Source organism: Sneathiella sp. P13V-1, from assembly GCF_015143595.1.
Classification (GTDB): domain Bacteria; phylum Pseudomonadota; class Alphaproteobacteria; order Sneathiellales; family Sneathiellaceae; genus Sneathiella.
The window spans coordinates 343,109-363,508 of sequence record NZ_WYEU01000001.1 but is presented as its reverse complement, the minus strand read 5'-3'; the positions used below and the strand labels follow the sequence as shown (position 1 = coordinate 363,508).

Annotated in this window: 18 protein-coding genes and 1 tRNA gene; 10 read left to right on the top strand and 9 right to left on the bottom strand. The window is 48.5% G+C overall.

The window, feature by feature from the left end:
- Positions 1 to 38: 38 nt before the first annotated feature.
- The 4 genes from GUA87_RS01795 to GUA87_RS01780 form a co-directional block, all read right to left on the bottom strand.
- A complete protein-coding gene (locus GUA87_RS01795) occupies positions 39 to 401 on the bottom strand; it encodes a PilZ domain-containing protein (protein WP_193714812.1) in 363 nt (120 codons plus the stop codon).
- 70 nt (positions 402 to 471) lie between these two features.
- Complete coding sequence (moaB, locus tag GUA87_RS01790; RefSeq protein ID WP_193714811.1) at positions 472 to 1,020, bottom strand: molybdenum cofactor biosynthesis protein B; 549 nt, start codon at positions 1,018 to 1,020, stop codon at positions 472 to 474.
- On the bottom strand, positions 1,007 to 2,842 hold the full coding sequence (locus GUA87_RS01785; protein ID WP_193714810.1) for a lytic transglycosylase domain-containing protein: 1,836 nt from the start codon (positions 2,840 to 2,842) through the stop codon (positions 1,007 to 1,009). Before GUA87_RS01785 ends, moaB begins: the two co-directional genes overlap by 14 nt.
- Positions 2,843 to 2,846: 4 nt before the next feature.
- Positions 2,847 to 3,665, bottom strand: a complete 819-nt coding sequence (locus GUA87_RS01780; RefSeq protein WP_193714809.1) for a uracil-DNA glycosylase — start codon at positions 3,663 to 3,665, stop codon at positions 2,847 to 2,849.
- Between the two features lie 317 nt (positions 3,666 to 3,982).
- On the opposite strand from GUA87_RS01780, the gene GUA87_RS01775 reads away from it, so the two are divergent.
- The 5 genes from GUA87_RS01775 (at position 3,983) to GUA87_RS01755 (ending at position 9,350) form a co-directional block, all read left to right on the top strand.
- The gene (locus GUA87_RS01775; RefSeq protein ID WP_193714808.1) at positions 3,983 to 5,632 is read left to right on the top strand and encodes an electron transfer flavoprotein-ubiquinone oxidoreductase; all 1,650 of its coding nucleotides are present in this window, start codon (positions 3,983 to 3,985) and stop codon (positions 5,630 to 5,632) included.
- Between the two features lie 131 nt (positions 5,633 to 5,763).
- Complete coding sequence (locus GUA87_RS01770) at positions 5,764 to 7,515, top strand: tetratricopeptide repeat protein (protein WP_193714807.1); 1,752 nt, start codon at positions 5,764 to 5,766, stop codon at positions 7,513 to 7,515.
- On the top strand, positions 7,512 to 8,381 hold the full coding sequence (locus GUA87_RS01765) for a 4-(cytidine 5'-diphospho)-2-C-methyl-D-erythritol kinase (protein WP_193714806.1): 870 nt from the start codon (positions 7,512 to 7,514) through the stop codon (positions 8,379 to 8,381). Before GUA87_RS01770 ends, GUA87_RS01765 begins: the two co-directional genes overlap by 4 nt.
- A complete protein-coding gene (locus GUA87_RS01760) occupies positions 8,345 to 9,202 on the top strand; it encodes an alpha/beta hydrolase family protein (protein WP_193714805.1) in 858 nt (285 codons plus the stop codon). The genes GUA87_RS01765 and GUA87_RS01760 overlap by 37 nt, the downstream gene beginning before the upstream one ends.
- 73 nt (positions 9,203 to 9,275) lie before the next feature.
- A tRNA-Gln gene (locus GUA87_RS01755) sits at positions 9,276 to 9,350 on the top strand.
- 89 nt (positions 9,351 to 9,439) lie between these two features.
- On the opposite strand, the gene GUA87_RS01750 is transcribed toward GUA87_RS01755, so the two are convergent.
- Positions 9,440 to 9,862, bottom strand: coding sequence for a hypothetical protein (locus GUA87_RS01750; protein ID WP_193714804.1), 423 nt, complete (start codon positions 9,860 to 9,862; stop codon positions 9,440 to 9,442).
- 26 nt (positions 9,863 to 9,888) lie between these two features.
- Complete coding sequence (locus GUA87_RS01745) at positions 9,889 to 10,338, bottom strand: hypothetical protein (RefSeq protein ID WP_193714803.1); 450 nt, start codon at positions 10,336 to 10,338, stop codon at positions 9,889 to 9,891.
- A 240-nt stretch (positions 10,339 to 10,578) separates the two neighbouring features.
- Here GUA87_RS01745 and GUA87_RS01740 point away from each other — a divergent pair, with 240 nt between their 5' ends.
- From GUA87_RS01740 to GUA87_RS01730, 3 genes are all read left to right on the top strand, one after another.
- A complete protein-coding gene (locus GUA87_RS01740; RefSeq protein ID WP_193714802.1) occupies positions 10,579 to 11,931 on the top strand; it encodes a DUF1800 domain-containing protein in 1,353 nt (450 codons plus the stop codon).
- Between the two features lie 3 nt (positions 11,932 to 11,934).
- Positions 11,935 to 13,104 (top strand): DUF1501 domain-containing protein, encoded by a 1,170-nt coding sequence (locus GUA87_RS01735; RefSeq protein ID WP_193714801.1) that lies wholly within the window; start codon positions 11,935 to 11,937, stop codon positions 13,102 to 13,104.
- 350 nt (positions 13,105 to 13,454) lie between these two features.
- On the top strand, positions 13,455 to 14,132 hold the full coding sequence (locus GUA87_RS01730; protein WP_193714800.1) for a VPLPA-CTERM sorting domain-containing protein: 678 nt from the start codon (positions 13,455 to 13,457) through the stop codon (positions 14,130 to 14,132).
- A 479-nt stretch (positions 14,133 to 14,611) separates the two neighbouring features.
- On the opposite strand, the gene GUA87_RS01725 is transcribed toward GUA87_RS01730, so the two are convergent.
- Both GUA87_RS01725 and GUA87_RS01720 read right to left on the bottom strand, forming a co-directional pair.
- Complete coding sequence (locus GUA87_RS01725) at positions 14,612 to 15,286, bottom strand: gamma-glutamylcyclotransferase (RefSeq protein ID WP_193714799.1); 675 nt, start codon at positions 15,284 to 15,286, stop codon at positions 14,612 to 14,614.
- Positions 15,287 to 15,337: 51 nt separating this feature from the next.
- Positions 15,338 to 16,543 (bottom strand): acyl-CoA dehydrogenase family protein, encoded by a 1,206-nt coding sequence (locus GUA87_RS01720; protein WP_193714798.1) that lies wholly within the window; start codon positions 16,541 to 16,543, stop codon positions 15,338 to 15,340.
- A 122-nt stretch (positions 16,544 to 16,665) separates the two neighbouring features.
- Here GUA87_RS01720 and GUA87_RS01715 point away from each other — a divergent pair, with 122 nt between their 5' ends.
- A complete protein-coding gene (locus GUA87_RS01715; protein WP_193714797.1) occupies positions 16,666 to 17,061 on the top strand; it encodes a rhodanese-like domain-containing protein in 396 nt (131 codons plus the stop codon).
- Between the two features lie 46 nt (positions 17,062 to 17,107).
- Here GUA87_RS01715 and GUA87_RS01710 read toward each other — a convergent pair whose 3' ends face one another.
- Positions 17,108 to 19,093 carry an AsmA family protein gene (locus GUA87_RS01710; RefSeq protein WP_193714796.1) on the bottom strand — a complete coding sequence of 662 codons (1,986 nt, stop codon included), beginning with the start codon at positions 19,091 to 19,093 and terminating at the stop codon, positions 17,108 to 17,110.
- Positions 19,094 to 19,399: 306 nt separating this feature from the next.
- On the opposite strand from GUA87_RS01710, the gene GUA87_RS01705 reads away from it, so the two are divergent.
- Positions 19,400 to 20,383, top strand: coding sequence for a TRAP transporter substrate-binding protein (locus tag GUA87_RS01705; RefSeq protein WP_193714795.1), 984 nt, complete (start codon positions 19,400 to 19,402; stop codon positions 20,381 to 20,383).
- Positions 20,384 to 20,400: the final 17 nt, after the last annotated feature.

Below are 20,400 nucleotides of genomic sequence, written 5' to 3'. Positions count from 1 at the left end.
TAGCAGAAAAAATGGAACAAAAGAAGAACAATTGTTGACTAGTTGTTTTTAGACAGAAGTGATAAACGCTGTAAGCTCGCGGATTCCAGAAAATCAAAAGCGGTGTCATCAATTGTTTTGAACGAGAAGGCGACCTGATTTTTACCTAAGACAACGCGAGTAACTGTTACCTCACAATTAACAGGGACGCGGTGAGTGTCTGAATAACAAAGTTCAGTAACACGCATAACTTCACCAACAGGGGGGCGGCCTTTAAAGTCAGGGATGCGAAATCCCCCAAGGCTCCAGTCGAAGGTTTCAAACTCTTTGTCACCAATTTTCAAGGACAGCCGCGGCATATCATAGCGTCTGTCTTTTCTGTTATGAGGTCGGTGAGCCCCAACTGTGAAGAAATTTGCCATCTTTGTTGTGAATGTCCCCTATTAGAAAAATAAGTATTCACGACAATTGTTTAAAAAATGGTATTCAAAATTAGCTTTTACTGCGTTTTTGATGTTCCTGAAGGCGACCAAACAATTCTACAAAGTTGCACGGCATGTAACGGTAGTCCAGTTGATGGACAAGAATGTCATCCCAACCGTCTTTTACAGCACCGGTGGAGCCGGGAAGAGCAAATAAATAGGTGCCGCCCGCAACGCCGCCGGTTGCACGCGATTGAATGGTGGAGGTGCCAATTTTCTGATAACTGAGCATTCGGAATAATTCACCGAAGCCGGAGATTTCTTTCTCATAAAGTTCAGAGAATGCCTCTGGTGTGACATCACGGCCGGTGACCCCCGTGCCTCCTGTAGAAATCACCACGTCCACCTCGTCAGACGCAATCCAGTTTTTAAGCACAGCCTGAATATCGCTAACTTCATCTTTGACGATTATACGGTCGGCAAGAATATGCCCCGCTTTCTCTAGGCGCTCAACCAGTGTGTTGCCGGAGCGATCTTCCTCAAGTCCGCGGGTGTCAGATACGGTCAAAACCGCTATTCTGACAGGAATAAAAGGGCGGCTTTCGTCAATTCCTGGCATGATCTGCAACCTTTCTGCTTTTGTTATCTAGTGCGTGATATGTGGGCCAGCGGCCTTCCGCTATTTCGTCAAGTGCTGGCAAATCCTGACCTAAACGATGGCGATACACCCAGAAGTTTGTCAAAACACGTTTGATGAAGCTTCTTGTCTCACGGCTTTGCATGGCTTCAATGAAAAAGAGTGGGTCATGGCTTCCTTTAGCGCGTTTCTTCCACTTTATCAGGTTGCCCGGACCGCCATTATACGCGATTGTAAGGTAGAACAGGTTCGGCCCCACATCTTTGAGCTCCATCAAATACTGCAAATACTTCTGCCCAAGTTGCAGATTATATTCCGGGTCGAACAATTTCCGGTTTTTCCGGTTTCTAAGGCTCTTGTCACCGGAAAGGTAAGCGGCCGTGCTGGGCATCAATTGCATCAAGCCTTTGGCGCCAACAGAACTTTGGGCGCGGCTATAAAAACCTGATTCCTGACGCATAAATGCGAAAATCAGTGCTTGATCCACTTTAAAACCTTTTTCAGGCTTCCACGCTGGCACAGGGTAAAGGGCCGCATCCCATGTGGTATCTTTATATTCCCATAGATAGAGACCCATCCGCATGGCGACGGAAGGGGCACCGATCTTATGAGACAAAGAGACGAGCATTGGGGCCAGTTTCGCTTTCGCGCTTGGGAAGGCAGATCTTAGCTCCCGTTCAGCAAGGTGGAACTGTCCTGCTTCGCTGAGGGCCATCGCCCTTCTGGCGGCGGGAAGTTTGCTCAGCATTTTAAGGTCTTTGTCGTTAAGTTCCGGTAACGCCCAATCAAATGGTTTTTGGACCCCCAACTGACGCAAGGCGAGCAATCCATAAAAAGTCCTGGGGTAAGCGGCCGCTTTCTTCAAATACTTGACCGCTTCGCCCGCTTTCCCAATCCGGAAGAGACTTCTGGAGGCCCACCAAGCGGAGCGGCTGGCTGTCCATCCAGAGATCTTCTTGGTTTTTGACAAAGCCGCAAAGTATTTGCTCGCTTTTTCAAAGTTACCCATGCGCCAAGAGGCGAGACCTGCGGTCCAATTGGCATGTGGCGCGTAATATGCGCTTTTCTTCAACGCCGCATCTGCATATTCCATGGCTTCTTTGTCTTTGCCATACAGGAAGAAACTTAAGGCAATTTTCTCTTCAAGTTGGGCCTCTTCCACATCGTCCAGAAGTTTACGGGTTTTTTCCTTATTCAGATAATCAGATGCATTTGTTGGCTGACCTCTGAACAAGTAACGCCGTACAACCCTTTTGGCATGATCCACTTCGTTGGCAATCTGACCAGACCTTTTGCGCTTGCTTTTGTAGGGCCTTGAATAAAAGAAAGGTTGTCCCGGACCAGTACCTCCCAAATACCCTCCTGATTTTGGTCTTGGTGTGGGCTTCCAGTCAGACCGGTGACGGGAAACCGCTAGGCGATATAGCTTTTCTGCATCCGGATGATCCGCATAGGCTTTCATCCACAAATGAAGTTCAGGATATGTGGATCTGTAAGCCGTTGGGTGCATATAGCGCTGATACCGCACATGCCCCATCAAAAGCTGGCTATCCAGTTTTTTGATCAACTTGTCTGCTTGGCGCCACTTGGTTTGTTCCTGCAGATCAAAAATGCGTTGATAAAGGCCCGCATCTTTTTCTGATAAGATTTGGGGAAGTTCCTGTGTGTCGGCGAGCGCAATATTAGATACGCTAACAGCAACAAGCGTCACAATGACCAAAAGAGAAAGCGTAAGGCATTTTGTTAAATTTTGGCGCATTGAACCGAACCAGGAGACCATACTGATAATAAACTCTGATGACATGTAATTACTGTGTGCCTGAGGCCAAGTGACTTTTCAGATCCAATAGATCGCGCCACGCCAGTTTTTTAGACGCAGGATGATCCATTAGAAATGCGGGGTGAAAGATGGGAAGGGCTGGAATAGACTTATCGCCAACTTCTACACTTTCCCAATTTCCGCGAAGTTTGTTGATGCCCACTCTGTCTTTTTCAAGAAGAATGGCGGCAGCCTCACCGCAAAGAAGCAGCATTTCCGGTGCGGCTAATTCGATGTGCCTTTTCAAGAAGGGTAGGCACAACATCCGATCTTCTTTCGCAGGGGCTTGTCCCCCCGGCGGGCGCCACGGCAAGCAAGCAGCGGCATAAAATCCATCTTCTTCAATCCCGATGGCTTTCAGCATCCGCGACAGCATTTGACCATTGGCAGCCGCAAAGGGGATGCCTTGGCGATCTTCCTCTGCCCCCGGTGGACGGTCGATCACCATTAACCGCGCTCCGGCATTGCCTTTTGCAAATACCGTGTTCATCGCCATTTTTTGCAAGGCTGATCCATTGAAAGAAGCAATTGCAGAATTAAGCTCTTCCAGCGTAGAGGCTTCAGCCGCCAGTTTTTCAGCCCGTGCAATTTCTTCGGAAATGTTGAGGCTCGGCGCTTTTGCTTTCGGCGCTGGCGTGGCAATCGCAGCAGAAGCTCTAATTGTAGGAGCGGATGGTTTTTGTGCAGGGGCCGCCTTTGGCTGTGCAGACAACGCGTATTGATCCACCGGAGTGTCACCAATAACCTCATCCACACCTGCCTCTATATAGAAGTGTAAGGTTTCTAAAATTTCTTCCCTGCTTTGCATGGGCGCATCATAACAGGCAGCGGGTAGAAATTAGAAGGACCAATTATAGGAATAACATCGGCTTGTTCTTAGACCATTTTCCTAGGGTAAATATGGGGCTAGGTGGGGGAGTATGTGTACAAACAAACTGCTAATAAAATCATCTAAGGGCAGAAAACTGCCATTCAGATTGTAAATTCGGGATTGACGCACCGCAAAAAAAATATAGTGTCGTGGAAAAAAAGCAGAAGTCGGGCGCGATTTTTCTCAAAGCATTTGTGGATATAATTTCGTATCGGGCTACTGTAGTAACGATAAATAGCTAGAAGAGGCTTGTTATGGAACGCGAATCTATGGAATTTGACGTCGTTGTTGTAGGCGGGGGACCCTCCGGACTATCTGCGGCTATCAAACTACGCCAGCTGAGCATGGAAGCTGGATTGGATTTAAGCGTCTGCGTTCTTGAAAAAGGATCCGAAGTAGGTGCCCACATTCTTTCCGGTAACGTGTTTGAAACGCACGCGCTGGATGAACTTATCCCCGATTGGAAAGAAAAGGGCGCGCCGCTCAACACACCTGTGAAATCAGAGAAGTTCTATTTTATGACGGAACATAGCGAAATGCGGTTCCCGAACTTCCTTCTGCCGGGGCAGCTTCATAACCATGGCAACTATATCATCAGCCTTGGTAACCTGTGCCGCTGGCTTGCTGAACAGGCTGAAGAACTGGGTGTCGAAGTGTATCCAGGTTTTGCTGCGGCTGAAGTTCTTTATCATGAAGATGGCAGTGTTAAAGGTGTCGCAACCGGTGATATGGGTATTGGTCGTGATGGTCAGCCAAAACCAACACATGAGCCAGGCATGGAACTTCACGCGAAATACACTTTGTTCGCGGAAGGTGTTCGCGGTTCACTAACAAAAACGCTGTTTGAAAAATTTGATCTGCGTAAAGATTGTGACCCACAATCTTTCGGTATCGGTATCAAAGAAATTTGGGATCTGGATCCCTCCAAGCATCATGAAGGTCAGATCTTCCACACATTTGGCTGGCCGCTTGATACAAGCACCTATGGTGGTTCCTTCGTTTATCACCTCGAAAATAACCAAGCCTATGTGGGCTTCGTCGTGGCGCTGGATTACACAAATCCATACCTGTCTCCATATGATGAATTCCAGAAGTTCAAATCCCATCCAATGATGCGGGAAATGCTGGAAGGTGGTAAGCGCGTCGCTTACGGTGCCCGCGCCATCAACGAAGGCGGTTTCCAGTCCATTCCTGAATTGGTGTTCCCGGGCGGTGCCGTTATTGGTTGTTCCGCTGGTTTCCTGAACGTGCCGAAAATTAAAGGCACGCATACCGCAATGAAAAGCGGCATGATGGCAGCAGAAGCCGCCTTTAATGCCTTGAAAGAAAACCATGAAGCCCCTGTTAAGGTTCTGTCCGAATATCCAGAACTTTATGAAAACAGCTGGGTTTACAAAGAACTGCATACCGTTCGTAACAGTAAGCCAGCCTTCCGCTGGGGTCTGCTCGCGGGTACACTCTACACAGGTCTTTCCCTGAAACTGTTCCGTGGTAAAGAGCCTTGGACATTTGAAGTGCATGACGATCACACGCAGCTTAAGAAAGCAAGCGAGTGCAAGCCGATCGAATATCCAAAATATGACGGCGTGGTTTCTTTCGATAAGCCATCTTCCGTGTTCCTGTCTGCAACGAACCATGAAGAAGATCAGCCGGTTCACCTGACATTGAAAGATGACAGTGTGCCTGTTTCTGTGAACTACAAAGACTATGCCGGTCCAGAACAGCGTTTCTGCCCTGCGGGTGTTTATGAGTTCCTGACAGATGATGATGGTTCAAACCCACGTCTGCAGATCAACGCGCAGAACTGTGTGCATTGTAAGACATGTGACATTAAGGATCCGACCCAGAACATTAACTGGGTTGTCCCTGAAGGGGCCGGCGGTCCGAATTATCCAAACATGTAACTTTGATTTGATCACGAGGGGCCTAAAAAACCCCTCGTTCTTATTTAAAAAGCAATTATCTTTGTTCTCATTGGATGCGGAATACTTTACTGTTTCCAATATCTAACAGAATGAGATCCGAGGTTGTGTGCATGAATACCAGATTGTTAAGCAGACTAAAACGTAGCGCCGCAGGCGGGGTTTTGTTGCTATCACTGGTCGGGTGTTCAACCGTTGGGGCAGGAAATGATGTTGTCCCCGGCACTTTCCTGGATGAAGGCGGCACATCCCAAGCTGTCGAAGGTACACTGTCCGGACACTATCTTGCGGGCCGTCAGGCCCTTCGCGCCCGTGATACCGAAGCCGCGTGGGAATATTTCAGCAAAGCCTATCAAAATGACCCGGAAGATGAACTCCTTCTGGGAAGCGCGTTTCAGGCAGCTTTGGCAGATGGGCAGATAGAAGAGGCGATTTCCCTTGCCCGTTTGGTGGAGGCGCGAAATCTGGTGGGGGTTTCCACCGCGCGCCTCGTCTTGGCTATTGAGAATATCCGCACCGGCGCTTTTGAAGAGGCCGCGGGCCGGGTTGCAAAAATCCAGCCGGATCGGTTTAACATCCTTTTAAAACCTGTTCTGCAGGCCTGGATTTTGGTGGCGCAAGGCAATTTGCTGGAAGCCAACAAGGCGCTGGATGAGCTGGATAAATATAACGGTTTTAAGCTGTTAAAACCTTATCATCTGGCGCTGCTTGCCCATGCCTCCGGTCAGGATGACGTGGCGCGGGAAGCCTATGATGCGGCGCTCAAAGGACCCTCAGGTCGCGCCGTGCGCCTTGTGCAATCTTATGGCATTTTCCTGCTGGAACAGGGGCAGCGGGACGCGGCCTTAAAACTGTTTACGGATTATCGCACACGCTATCCCATGAGCCCAACCATCCAGAAGATCATTACGACACTGGAAGCGGGCGGATCATTGGAGCCTTTGATCGGTAACCCTGCGGAAGGAGCCGCAGAAGCGCTTTACAGTTCCGCCAGCATCATTTCGCAGCAACAGATCAATGATGTTGCCGTCACTCTGGCAAATTTTGCCCTTCGTCTTCGTCCGGACCTTACACCTGCCCGTATTTTACTGGCGGAAGTGGCGGAAGATCGTCTGCAATATGCCCGTGCACGTGAGTATTACAGTGCGATCCCTAAAAACTCTCCTTATGCGCTTAATGCCCGCATTCGGGTGGCATGGCTCACCTATCGTCTTGGAGAAGAAGATCAGGCCATTCAAAATCTGGAACAGCTGATCGCAGAAAATCCGGGGAATATTGAGCCTTTGATTGTGCTGGCGGATTTAAGCCGGGACCGCAAAGACTGGGACCGGGCCGCGCGAAATTATGGTTTTGCCATTGATAATATCGGCTCTGCCAAGTCGCGACTTTGGTCCCTCTATTATGCGCGGGGCATCGCCTATGAGCGCAAAGGCACTTGGGATAAGGCAGAAGCAGACCTTAAAAAAGCGATGGAGCTTCGCCCGGATAACCCGCAGATCCTGAACTATCTTGGATATTCGTGGGTAGATCGCGGTGAAAATCTGGAGGAAGCGAAAAGCCTTCTTATCAAGGCCGTCGCCCTCCGCCCGCAAGATGGTTATATCGTCGACAGTCTCGGCTGGCTCTATTATCGCCTTGCCGATTTTGAAAATGCCGTGATCCAGCTTGAAAAAGCCGTGGCGTTGCAGCCAGAAGATCCCACCATCAATGATCATCTGGGCGATGCCTACTGGAAAGTCGGACGCAAATCCGAGGCCCGCTATCAGTGGCAGCGTGCGCTCTGGTTGGAGCCTGAAGAAGATCTGGTGCCGGGCATTCAGAAGAAGCTGGATGAAGGTATGCCAGACGGTGGCAGTGACAAATGATCACCGAGCTGGCCCGACCCAAGGTCAATCTCTCCTTAAAAGTGGTGGGGCGCCGATCTGATGGGTATCACCTGCTGGACAGTCTCGTCGTTTTTCCAGAAGGCGGGGATGTCCTCTCCTTTGAAAAAGCGGATGATCTGACCCTTGAGGTGACGGGCGAAGGCCTTAGTGAGATTGGCCCGGCGGAGGAAAATCTGGTCTACCGCGTCGCCGAGTTTTTGAAAACTCAATACACCATCACGACAGGCGCACACATCCGACTTGAGAAAAACCTGCCGGTCGCCTCTGGCATCGGGGGGGGATCTGCGGATGCGGCGGCGACCCTTCGGGGGGTCAACCGTTTATGGGGTCTGAACCTGTCCGTCTCTCAATTGGAAGGCATCGGGATAAAGTTCGGGGCTGATATTCCGGTCTGTATTGACAGCAAAACGCGATATATGCGTGGGATCGGGGAAGAGCTTTCTGATCCAGTATCTCTTCCTGATTTCCATATGTTGCTGGTCAATCCCCGAAAGTCTGTCTCAACACCTGAGATTTTTAAAGCCCTCGCCTACCCAATAGGGCAAGAGGAAGCGCGCCCAAAAGAAGTGGGTGCCGCCGAGAGTTTGGATGATTTGGTGATGTCTTTGGAAGCGCTCACCAATGACCTTCAAGCGCCAGCGGTGTCACTCATTCCTGAAATTGCTGATGTTCTGGATTTTCTGGATCAATCAGAGACATGTCTCTTCCATCGGATGAGCGGAAGCGGGGCTACTTGTTTTGGCCAGTTTGATACGAAAAACGCAGGGCAGAAGGTGCTTGAGGAAGTTACCAAAGCGCATCCTGACTGGTGGGCCGAGCTGATGCCTGTGACGGCGAGGGAGTAGGCGCATTGGGGCGGGGGCTGTTTATAGGAGTGCTTTTCCTGCTGCTCGCCGCATGCAGCGGGCCTGATTATGGCAATCCCGATCTTGTCCCCCGAAAAGCGACCTTTGCCGCCCCGAAATACTCAGACGCGGAAGGTGTTTGGCGTCGCGCCCGCCTTGCCATTCCCGTTCGCGGTACAACGGGGTCCCTGATCACCACAAATGATCCCAATCTCAAATTCTATAATCTCTCAGGTACCAATCCGGGGGTTAGGTGGCCGGTGGTAATGATTTATGGCGGGTGTCAGGCCTTCCCGTCTGAAGCTACGATCAAAGGGCTTGCCGAGCAGGGTTTTGTCGTCCTGCAACTGGACAGCCGTCATCGTCTGACCCGACCTTTGAAATGTGACCCCAACAAGCTGCTTCACGGTCGCGCAGCCGAGGATATGCGGGATCGGCAAGCGACCCTGAATTACGCCTTAAAGGCGCTGGAAGGTCGTAGCTGGGCGGATCAGAATAATATCTTCATCATCGGCATGGCGGAGGCGGCCCCCGCAGTGGCGTATCTTTATGGCGCGCGGGTGAAGGGGCGCGTTCTTGCGGAATGGGATTGCGGAGGTGGTCAGGCGATCTCTGGGCTTCGGGATGCGGACAAGCTCGCCTCTTTTGCGGTGACCTCGGCCTATGTGCCCGCCCTTGAAGGGGGATGCAGCCGATATTTTGACCAAAATCCGCAAAGCCGAAAGCTCACACTGCCCATGCTCTACCCCCGGGATATTCTGGCGGAACCTATTGTTTTTACTCAAATGCTGCAGTTTTTTGATCAGCAAATGTTCCGATAAATCGGACTTTTAAATTTTTTTGAAATTTCCTCTTGAGCTTCCCCGCCTATTTCGATAGAAAAAGGCTCCTCGTTGGGGTGTAGCCAAGCGGTAAGGCAGCGGTTTTTGGTATCGCCATGCGCAGGTTCGAATCCTGCCACCCCAGCCATTTTTCCAGAATTGATTATCCAGTACTACAAGGTCTTTCGGTAGCTCAGTTTTTGAAACCTACAAAGCGAACACTAGGGTGATTTCGAGCTATAATCCGGAGATGGTCTTTAGTAATGATTGTGCGCCCGCGGTTATGAGGCCAAGAACAATTGCGCCTAAAAAAATTCTATGACGCATTGCCGTGTCTTTGTTCTCACTGAGAATATTCACAGGGAACGCCCATTTTAAATAGGAAAACAGGGCTCTATAGACCAAAAGAGATAAACCCAAACTGTATATAAAAAACGCAATATTGAAAGAATGGAACTTGCTGCCTGTAGAGAACCATTTTTCAGAGTAGATGGTTATCCAATATAGGGCATAAGGTAGCCCCAGAAACCATAAACCCGCATCGTAAGCAAACTTTTCATGTACAAAGGAAAACCATTTTTTCTTTTGAAAAAATCGTTCCTCCATAATCTTTTGTGCTGCTCGGAAAAAGCTCAGATCACTAGCCTTTATTAGAGCCATGCTAGCGTTAGGGGTTGGGCTAGAGACTAAAGGGTTTGGATCAAATAGTGGAGGTTTGTCAAAATCAATCCAAGCTGAAAACAGGTTAGAAGGATCTCCACCATTTGCATTTCTTTTGTAGGCATTGGCATTTGTAAAATACACCCTCTGGATTGGATGAGGAAGATCGTTTGCATCAAAGACATCCGCAGACTCACCATAAGTGGTCTGTCCATCATAACCAATGACAGAGACGTTACTTTAAATGCATCTTCTAGAAGATGTTTTTTGTGTTCATCAAAGGCAGCTTCAGTTGTATCGTCGGGCTTAACAAGCTCCCTTATTATTTTCATTCCTGTTTCTCTGTTAAGTGTTTCCAATTCTTTGCAAGCTTTTTTTAATTCTGGCAGAGAAAGGCTGCACCCTCTAATTGGTGTCTTTTGCTCATACCATTGTGTTTCCGTGCCCAAGTTATTTCTGGCTGGTTCTTCGTGCATCTCACTAAATGGCCTTTTACTTCGTCAAAAAGATAGAATCGAATTACAATTTAATCTACCTAAGGAATTGTAACAAGATGTCTGTTTTTCACACTGCTATCTTTAGACACAAAGCGTGCTTTACGAACTGCCATTAGACCCCTGTTTAGTTATTGCTTATTTGATGATGGTGGGTGCATACTTTTTTCCCCGACGGAAAAACCTCTCACGCGCGTTACATTGTAAATGTGAGGTGTTGTTATGCAGGATGAGACGACATTTATTGCGTTGAACCGGTTTGGGCTGGGGGCGCAGTTTGGGGAAGGGGCGGTGATTGGCCGGGAAGGGTGTGCCTGGCTGGAAGCGCAGATCACCCCTGCCGCAGCGAAAGCGCCGATGCTGGATAAATTCCTGCCGTCAGATGAGATCATGAAGGCCGTGTTCAAGACACGCTTTATCAAAGATCAGGATGAGAAGAAAAGCCTTCGAAAGACATACCGGCAAAATCTGCGCCGTGAATTGGCGGCGCGCCTTCAATATGGGATAGAGACAAACACACCCTTTGCAGAACGGCTCGTCTATTTCTGGTCTAATCATTTCACCATCTCAGGGCAGCGGCCGCTGGTTGGTCTGGCCACAGCCGCCTATGAGCGCGAAGCCATCCGGCCCCATGTGTTCGGCCGTTTTGAAGATCTGCTTCTGTCTGCCACCCGGCATGTGGGGATGCTCATTTATCTGGATAACGCCATTTCCGTGGGGCCGAACTCCCGTGCGGGTAAACGGCGCGGACGTAGCCTGAATGAAAATCTGGCGCGGGAGATTTTAGAGCTTCACACCCTGGGGGTGCGCGGTGGTTATAACCAACAAGACGTCACCGAATTTGCCAAAGCCCTGACAGGCTGGAGCCATGGGGCATTGGGCGGTAAGCGAAAAATCGAAAGTGGCAGCTATCACGGCGGGTTTGAGTTCTACCCAAACCTTCACGAGCCGGGCGCGAAGACCATCCTTGGCAAAAGATATGGCGAGGAAGGGGAGCAGGAGGTTGTGCGGATCTTGAAAGATCTGGCGCGGCACCCCTCTACCGCGCGGTTTATCGCGACAAAGCTCTGTCGTCATTTCATTGCAGATAACCCACCGGCGCGGGCCGTGGACAAGCTTGTGAAAGTTTATATGAAAACTGACGGAGATCTTCCGTCCCTTTATCGGGCGCTGGTATCCATGGAGGAGGCCTGGCAGCCCGGTTTTCCAAAAATGAAAACACCCTATGAGCTTCTTTTGTCCATTTACCGTCTTACCGGCACCTACCCACGTAAAGATAAGCAAGTTACCAAGGGGCTCGTTACATTGGGGCATGTGCCCTTTAACGCCGATAGCCCCCAAGGCTGGGCAGATACGGAAAAGCACTGGCTAACGCCCGAGGCGTTAATGCGGCGAATTGAGTGGGGGCAAAGTTTGAGCCGTAATATGAAGATTGAGCATAACCCTGCCCGTTATTTCAAAGAAGCGGTGGGGGATCAGGCCTCTGACGAGGCGATGAAAATGGTGGCGGGGGCCGAAACCGCATCGGATGGGATGGCGCTTTTATTTGCCTCCGCCGAGTTTCAAAGGAGATAGGGCATGATTAATCGTCGGAATTTGATGAAATCAACCATGGCTATGACGGCTGCGGCAACCATGCCTGTCTCCCTTTGTCTTGCCGCTGCGAATATGGAAGAGCGATTTGTGGTGATTGTTTTGCGCGGTGGCATGGATGGCCTTCATGCGCTGGTCCCGTATGCGGATAGAAATTACCGGAATTTGCGTCCCAAGCTTTGGAAATCTTTTGAGGCTCCAAGAAAGCTAATTCGTCTTAATGACGCGTTTGCCCTGCATGGAAAGCTCAAACGATTGTCGGAATTATATAAGGTAGGACAGCTTGCGCTTTTCCCCGCCACCTCTACCCCCTATCGGGAGCGGTCGCATTTTGACGGGCAAAATGTGTTGGAGATCGGCGGGCGAAGTCCGTTTGAGCTGAAAGATGGCTGGCTTAACCGGGCCATATCTGAATTGCCAAAGGATGATGATGATCGTTTAGGGCTTACCATTGGATCGAACCTTCCCTTGATCCTGCAGGGGGAGGCGCGAATTCAAACATATGGCAAAAGCCCGTTTCGGGAGACCGGGGAAGATTTCCTGAACCGGCTGGATTATGCCTATAGCGACTTTCCGGCATTTCAGAAATCCCTGCAAACAGCCATGATGTCGCCGCAGCCGGATAGCAATGTGATGGGCGGGAAAACAAGGAAAGACAGTCTGGCAGATGCAGCAAAGTCAGCGGCGGCGCTTCTTATAAAAGAAAAAGGGCCCAGGGTCGCTGTTTTGGAAATGGGCGGCTGGGATACTCATTTTGGACAGGTTGGGCGACTGGATCGGCAATTTGAGGCGCTGGATGACGGGATCGTTGCCTTGATGGATGGGCTTGGAGCGAGTTGGAAGCGAACCGCCGTACTTGTGGTGTCAGAATTTGGCCGAACCGCTGCAGAGAATGGAACTGGCGGTACGGATCACGGAACAGGCGGCCTTGCCATTTTATTGGGCGGTGCGGTGCGCGGTGGTAAGATTATGGGTAAATGGCCGGGCCTTGCAAAAGGTGATCTGTATCAGGGTCGGGATGTGTTTCCAGAAAATAATCTGGACAATGTCATTGCCGTAATTTTAAAGGAACATTTGGGCCTTAGCGATAAAACAGTGCGCCAAAAGGTACTTCCAAAGCGAGAGTTGGTACCTTATGGGAATCTCTTTATCTGATTAATTGCATATCCATATGTGATTCGCACTTGCAACATAAATAATATGAAACCGATTTCGTATTAACCTTAAATATTAGAAATTAACCATTTTCGTTAATCATAATAGCTGTAATTTTGTCGATATCCGGCAAAAAATACCTTGTTTTAAGCTGCTTTGGTAAAGTTGTGTTGACTCGAAACATCCCCTGCAAGTATCAATTGGTTAATAAAGTATTAACAGATCCGCGCAGCATGAATATGTTGTATAGAGTTGTTTATGTTACGCGTACCTGAACAGGGTGCGATGCTTTTCTCAAACGTATTTTGAGAATTTTCATATTGCCGGGCAAGACGAGTAGGAGATCTTAAATGAAAAAGCTAAAAGCACTTGTTGCTGCTGCTGCTATTTCCGTAGTTGCTTTTGCAGCTGCTCCAGCATCCGCAATGGGCGTCAACCTTCTTCAGAACGGTGGTTTTGAAGATATGACAGGTATCGACCCACTGGGTAACCCAGATTGGGGTGTATATCAGAACATTCCTGGTTGGGAATCTTTCACAGGTACTGGTATCGAAATTCAACGCGGTAACATCGGTGGTTCCACTGCATTTGAAGGCCTCAACAAAGTTGAGCTGGACAGTGACCCGAACCGCGGTGGTGATGGCCAGGCAACAACAACAAACTCTGACATGCAGCAGAGCGTTCAGTTGACTGCAGGTCAGTATAAATTCTCATTCATGTACCGTGGTCGTACAAATAACTCCGGTACCAATGGTATCGACTTTGTTCTGACAAACACAACTGTTGGCCCAGACTTCGTAACTGGTATTGCGAGCGACGGTTGGACATTGATCGAACGGACTTTCACACTTGCAGCTGACGCATCTGTTGATGTGATCTTTGAAGCAACTGGTACAGCTGACCGTCTCGGTGGTTACATCGATGATGTTCGCTTGACAGCAGTTCCTCTGCCACCAGCAGTAATGCTGTTCGGCGCAGCGCTTGCTGGTCTTGGTTTCCTCGGACGTCGTCGTCGTAAATCTGCATAAGACTTCGGGAAACATACACAATTTGAAAGGCGCTCTTCGGGGCGCCTTTTTTGTTGTCCATTAGTTTTGAGCGGTGATTCGGATGTGTGTAATAAAAAAATTACATATACTGACTAAAGTGTAACCAAATAATTACTTATGAAACTTAAATATTCACCAAAGTAATCAACCTGAGACAGTGAAATATTACTATTATACTACATTTAATTTCGTTGATGAATTTATTGTAAAATTTTAATTTACTTGAATTTTTAAGGCCCCGCGGCAATACTGTATTCAGTTGATCGGGCGCGCATCCGATCAGGCAGGATATCCCCCCGATATCCGCTAGTACCAAGTACCCGAGTATGGAAGTAGTATAGAAGTACCCTTTGCGTATTGTAGTACCAAGTACCCTAGTACCCCTCTGGTAGATGGGAAACCAAATACCAGCTGATAATATGATCCCGGCACTGACCCCTCGTGCCGGGACATTTTTTTTATAAGGGGTATTTTTCCCGCAGTTTGCGGCACAGCCTGTGAAGGTAGACATCCTTCACCTGACTTTCCTCTAAATGGGCAACCGTATTTTCCAGATATTCCCGACTTGTGCCCAAATGCCCTTCGCCATGAGATAACCTGCGCACAACTTCATCTTCTTCCAGATGCTGTATGTAACGGGAATGGTCTTTATTGACCACAAAAGTCATACCCGTCACTTTGTGGCCGCCCTCAAGATAAAGGGTAATCCATTTGGGTTGATAGGCACCTGACATCATTTCCCTACGCCAGAGGATTGTAGTTTCGCTATCGACTTGATCTGGCCTGACGAAGAAGGCATGACCGTTACAGGAGCCGGAGGTGTCCAAAGCAAGCATCAGGCTTGGTTTTTCAGGGCTACCCCGTCCCATAGTGAGGTGCAGGCAGAAGCGCCGCCGATATCCATAGAGTCGTGCAGGGGTGTCTTCGGTATAAAGGAAAGCCGGATTCCAGAGGAGGGAGCCATATCCAAAGACCCAGAGACCTTGGTCATCGTCATTAGGCCGTGCGTCCAGAAAATTTCGCCTGTTGGCTTCGCGCTCTTCGCGGCTTAATGCTTCAAAGGGGCCTAGTTTGCGGGCCTCTTTGATCAGCATTTCGACACGTTCTTCGGTCAGGTCTTCGCGTTTTAACATAGTACCCGCGTGAGAATGGGCAGATGATTTGAAACCATCTGCCGCAATTTATCAAAGGCCAAGAATGAGTTTGGCCATAATGTTCCGCTGAATTTCGTTGGAACCGCCATAAATGGATACTTTACGTGCATTAAAGTATCGCGGAGCGGATCCATTTGCATAGTCAGGGCCAACGCCTTCGTCATTGGCACCAGGACGCAACGGGATAAATGGCATGGCATAGCTGCCAACAGCTTCCATAGCGAGTTCCACAACTTCCTGATAGAGATCAGTTCCGCGGCATTTCATCAACGATGATTCAGGGCCCATATTCTGTCCGGATGTCAGTTTGCTGAGGATACGAAGTTCGGTCATTTCCAGTGCTTCGATCGCAACTTCCAGCTTGGCAAGTTTGCTGCGGAATTCAGTGTTTTCAATAACCGGCACGCCGCCTTCTACTTCGTTGCTGGCAATGGCGCGAATTTTCTTGGCACCGCGCTTCAGGCGACCGGCATAGGCGTTGCCGCGTTCAAATTCCAGAAGATACTTGGCGTATGTCCAGCCTTTGTTGACCTCACCCACCAGATTTTCTTTAGGTACTTTTACATCCTGGAAAAATACCTGGTTTACTTCCTGAAAGCCTTCAATCGGCTGATCAACCGTGTAAATTGGATCGACAGTGATACCTTCGGATTTCATGTCGATCAAAAGGAAGGAAATGCCTTCCTGACGCTTGCCTTCGTTGGATGTACGTACGAGACAGAAAATCCAGTCCGCATATTGTGCAAGGGTTGTCCAGATTTTTGATCCATTGACGAGGAAGTGGTCACCCTTGTCTTCAGCTTTACACGCAAGTGATGCCAAATCAGATCCAGAGCCTGGCTCAGAATACCCCTGACACCACCAGTCTTCACTCGCGAGCATTTTAGGCAAGAAGCGTTGCTTTTGTTCTTCACTGCCAAATTTCATCAGAACAGGGGCACACATCTTAATGCCGAATGGCATAATGCCAGGTGCGTTGTGGTTCGCCATCTCAGTTTCAAAAATATATTTCTGAGTGGTTGTCCATCCGGGTCCGCCATATTCAACGGGCCAATCCGGTGCAGCCCAACCTTTTGCATGGAGAGCCTTTTGCCATCTTTCATGATCTTCTTTAGGCAGATAACTGTTTCTGGTTTCTGCCATTTTTTGTTTTAAATCATCTGTCAGATTTTCATTAATAAACTCGATGACTTCCTCGCGGAAGGCGTTATCGTCTTTTGTGAATGAAAGGTCCATGAATGCCCTCTTATTTTTATTTCTTTTATTCTATCTAGCGCGGCCCTGATGTTATCTGTAGCATAAAATGCCAGTTGGCGCATAAACTAAAAAAAACATACAACCTGAGCGGCGGAGTACCAATGAAAAAAACAGTCAAACAGATGGTGGCGGACGCAAATTCCCGAATTGAAACTCTTTCTGTGGAGGAGGCGCAAGCGTTATTGGGAGACGAGAGCGTAACTTTCGTGGATATTCGCGATGTAAGGGAATTAGAGCGGGAGGGCGTTGTCCCCGGCGCTGTTCACGCCCCGCGCGGTATGTTGGAATTTTGGGTTGACCCGGAGAGCCCATATCATAAAGATGTGTTCGCAAGCGGAAACAAGTTTGTTTTTTTCTGCGCCGCTGGTTGGCGATCAGCGCTTGCAACAGATACAGTAAAATCAATGGGCCTTGAAAATGTGGCTCACATTGACGGTGGCTTTTCCGCTTGGAGAGAAGCCGGAGCTCCCATAGAGGAGAAATCATCCCGAAAGTAATTTCGAGGATGGAGTGGGAAAGAGGGGCCTTAACCGGCCCCTCTTTTTATTGTTTGCCGAGGAACCCGCCGAGACCTTTTTTGAGGGTATCTTTGATATCGCCACCACCGAGCTGCTCTTTCAGCTTTTCTTTGCTGACATTTTCAAGATTTTCCTTCAAGGCTTTAGGATCCGCAACATTTCCGATAGTGCCGGCCAGATCAGGCGCGAACTTTGGATCTTCCCAGCTGCCTGTGATCAAAATCGGGATCATGAGGCCGCCAGCATCTTTGCCGCCTTGCCCTTCGGTGGAAGCCGTGACTTTTGGCTCCACCCGGTAATCTACCGTTTTAGGTGGCATATTGGCTGTGCCTTTACCAGTAACCCGAATAAATGGATTAAGCAGTTTCAGGTCGCTATTTTCAACAAGACCATTGGTAATTGTGTAGGAGCCGCTAAATTCCGCAAAGTCAGTTTTCTGCGCCCCACCGCTATCTGTGAAGGCACTTGTGACATTCCGGGCCATGGCAGCCAGATTAATGCCGTTAATGGCCCCATCATTGAACAGGAAGGAGCCCTTGCCGTTAAGTTTCTCGACCATGTCTTTCTGGGACTGACCTGATGTTGTGATTGCGAAATCAAATCGACCAGTGCCTTCAAGCTTATCAAAATCTGCGGCATCAGTTAGGAAAGGAAGTAGTTGAAGCCCTTCAAGATTGAAGCTTTCAGAAAGTTTTGCAACAGATGAACTGGCATCCAAAACCACTTCGCCTGTTCCCTTCCCTTCATACAAAGCAAGCTCACCTAGTCTCAGGTTGAGTACACCGTTTTTTAGATTTGCAAATACTTGACTTGAATCTATCTTAACTTTCTGAACAAGGATTTTCTGGACTTTGAGTTTGAGGTCCGCATTGACAGCTTTGAGGCCAGACAGGTCGATAGGCGTGCTATCCCATTTTTCGTCGCTATTTATAGGTTTTTCAGCACTTTCAGCAGGTTTAGAAGCCTCGCCTGTTCCTTCAGGTAGGTATGGATTTACATCCAGTGCAGGGATGTCGAGAATGCCGGTTAGCATTGGAACCGCACCACCGGTATCTGCGGAAAAACTTCCCGTGCCGGTGATCTGATCAAAGGCCATCTTAGCGTCTGAGAAGCTGTACGTAGTCCCCTTTACGGCAACATTTCCTTCAATGGAAACAGGGCCAAAAGTGCCCTCCCGAGCTTCCATGGGAGAGCCAACCCATGCGGTCAGATCTTTAAGTGACGGGATCGCCAGATTAACTTTCCCGCCAACTGCAAGCGGATCCAGCTTTGCAACCTCACCGTTGAAATCCAGTGTAACCTTTGTGGAGGAAACATTTGCGGCAACTGAAGTTGACTTGTTTTCCAAAAGGGCGCGCAAAGCTCCAACTTCTGTGTTGAGAGTAATTGTCTCACCTTGCCAATCCGCAGACCCTTCTGTTTTAAAAGGTTGATCAAGGCCGCGAAGGTCCAATGTTAAATTGGCGTTTGTCACTTCATGGGTCACATTGTTCTGTGCATCGATATAGCTGATTGCACCATCAACGATACGAACATCACCAAGGTTCAAATCCGAAATCCCTAGTCCTGAGCCTCCATCAGAAGAAGTCGCATCACTTTCTTTAGGAGCTTCTTCTTTTGCTGCCGTTTCAAATTCCCAGTTTTTCTTCCCGTTTTTGTCAACTTCCAGACTAATCACAGGTTTAGTCAGGATAAATTTGTCGACGGATACATTGCCGCTCAAGAGCGGCATCAGGTTTAGCGCAACGGTTAAGTCATCGATACTGGCCATATTTGGCTTGGAGCTTTGCGGAGAGTTCGACAAAGACACTTTTGAGGCAGTAAGGCCCAAGGTTGGGAAAAAGCTGACACCTAACTCACCATCAATGGACAACGTTCGTCCTGTGGCGTCGCCAACAGCAAGAATGAGTTCTTCTTTCAGTCTTTCAGCGGGTATGAGAAACGGCAGGGCGATAACGGCTGCGATGACTAATCCAACAAGTATCAAAACCGCGTAAAGCGCTTTTTTCATGGGTTCTCTCTTCCTGATTGCGAAAGACGATAAACTGTCGACGGCATTCCCTGTCAGTTCGGGAATTTTTTATATATGGAATACTTGGTACTGGAACATCTACAGAAAGGCTGATTTTCAACTACATATCGAGCGTTAGCTGATGCTATTAGCCTACTCCCCGAACCTCACAGGTGCAACTTTGTTCTCAGTAATTTTGAACTGTGTTTTCATGTCAGAAAAAAACAGCCTTGAGAGGCTAACGTTATAAATATATTCTCTAAAACAAAAATCTAATTTGAATATTCCAAATCAAGGGAGGAATACATGTATAAACTCGTTACTGCGGCAGTTGCCGCTGCTATGACGCTTGCGGCAGGAATAGTCTCTGCTGAGCCTGTGAAAATTAAGTTTTCTCATGTTGTTGCGGAAAACACACCTAAAGGTCAGATGGCGCTTCGCTTTAAGGAACTGGTCGAGAGCAAACTTGCAGGGAAGTATGTTGTCGAAGTTTACCCAAACTCTCAGCTTTTTGGTGATGGTAAAGTTCTTGAAGCCATGCTGCTTGGTGATGTTCAGATTGCTGCGCCGTCACTTTCCAAATTCAATAAGTATACGAAAAAACTACAGGTTTTTGATCTACCGTTCCTGTTTAAAGACATGACAGCTGTAGAAAAATTCCAAAGCGGACCAAAGGGACAGGAGCTTCTGGCATCCATGGAAAGCAAAGGCCTGCTGGGCCTTGGATATCTGCATAATGGTCTGAAGCAACTTTCTGCAAATAGTGAACTTCGCAATCCAACAGATGCAAACGGATTGAAATTCCGCATTCAAGCGTCTGATGTTTTGGCTGCTCAGTTTGAAGCTATAGGTGCTTTGCCACTTAAAAAGCCGTTTTCTGAAGTGTTCTTGCTTTTGCAGACAAAAGGTATTGATGGTCAGGAAAACACTTGGTCCAACATTTTTTCCAAGAAGTTCTTTGAAGTACAGAAACATATCACAGCCTCAAACCACGGGTTGATTGATTACCTTGTGGTGACATCCGCTGAGTTCTGGAACAGTGTTCCGGACGCTGATCGCGCTGTCTTAAATGCGGCGATGAAGGATGCGATTGCGCATGGTAACATGATTGCCGCGGAGAAAGTCTCCAGTGACCGGAAAAGAATTGAAGATTCCGGTATCTCCACAATTCTTGAGCTGAGCGATGCTGAGCGCGCCAAATGGGTCGATGCGATGAAACCTGTTTGGGCGAAATTTGCAGATCAAATTGGTCAGGATCTTATCGACGCAGCGGTTGCTTCCAATAACTAATCTTCTGCGGTTCTTTT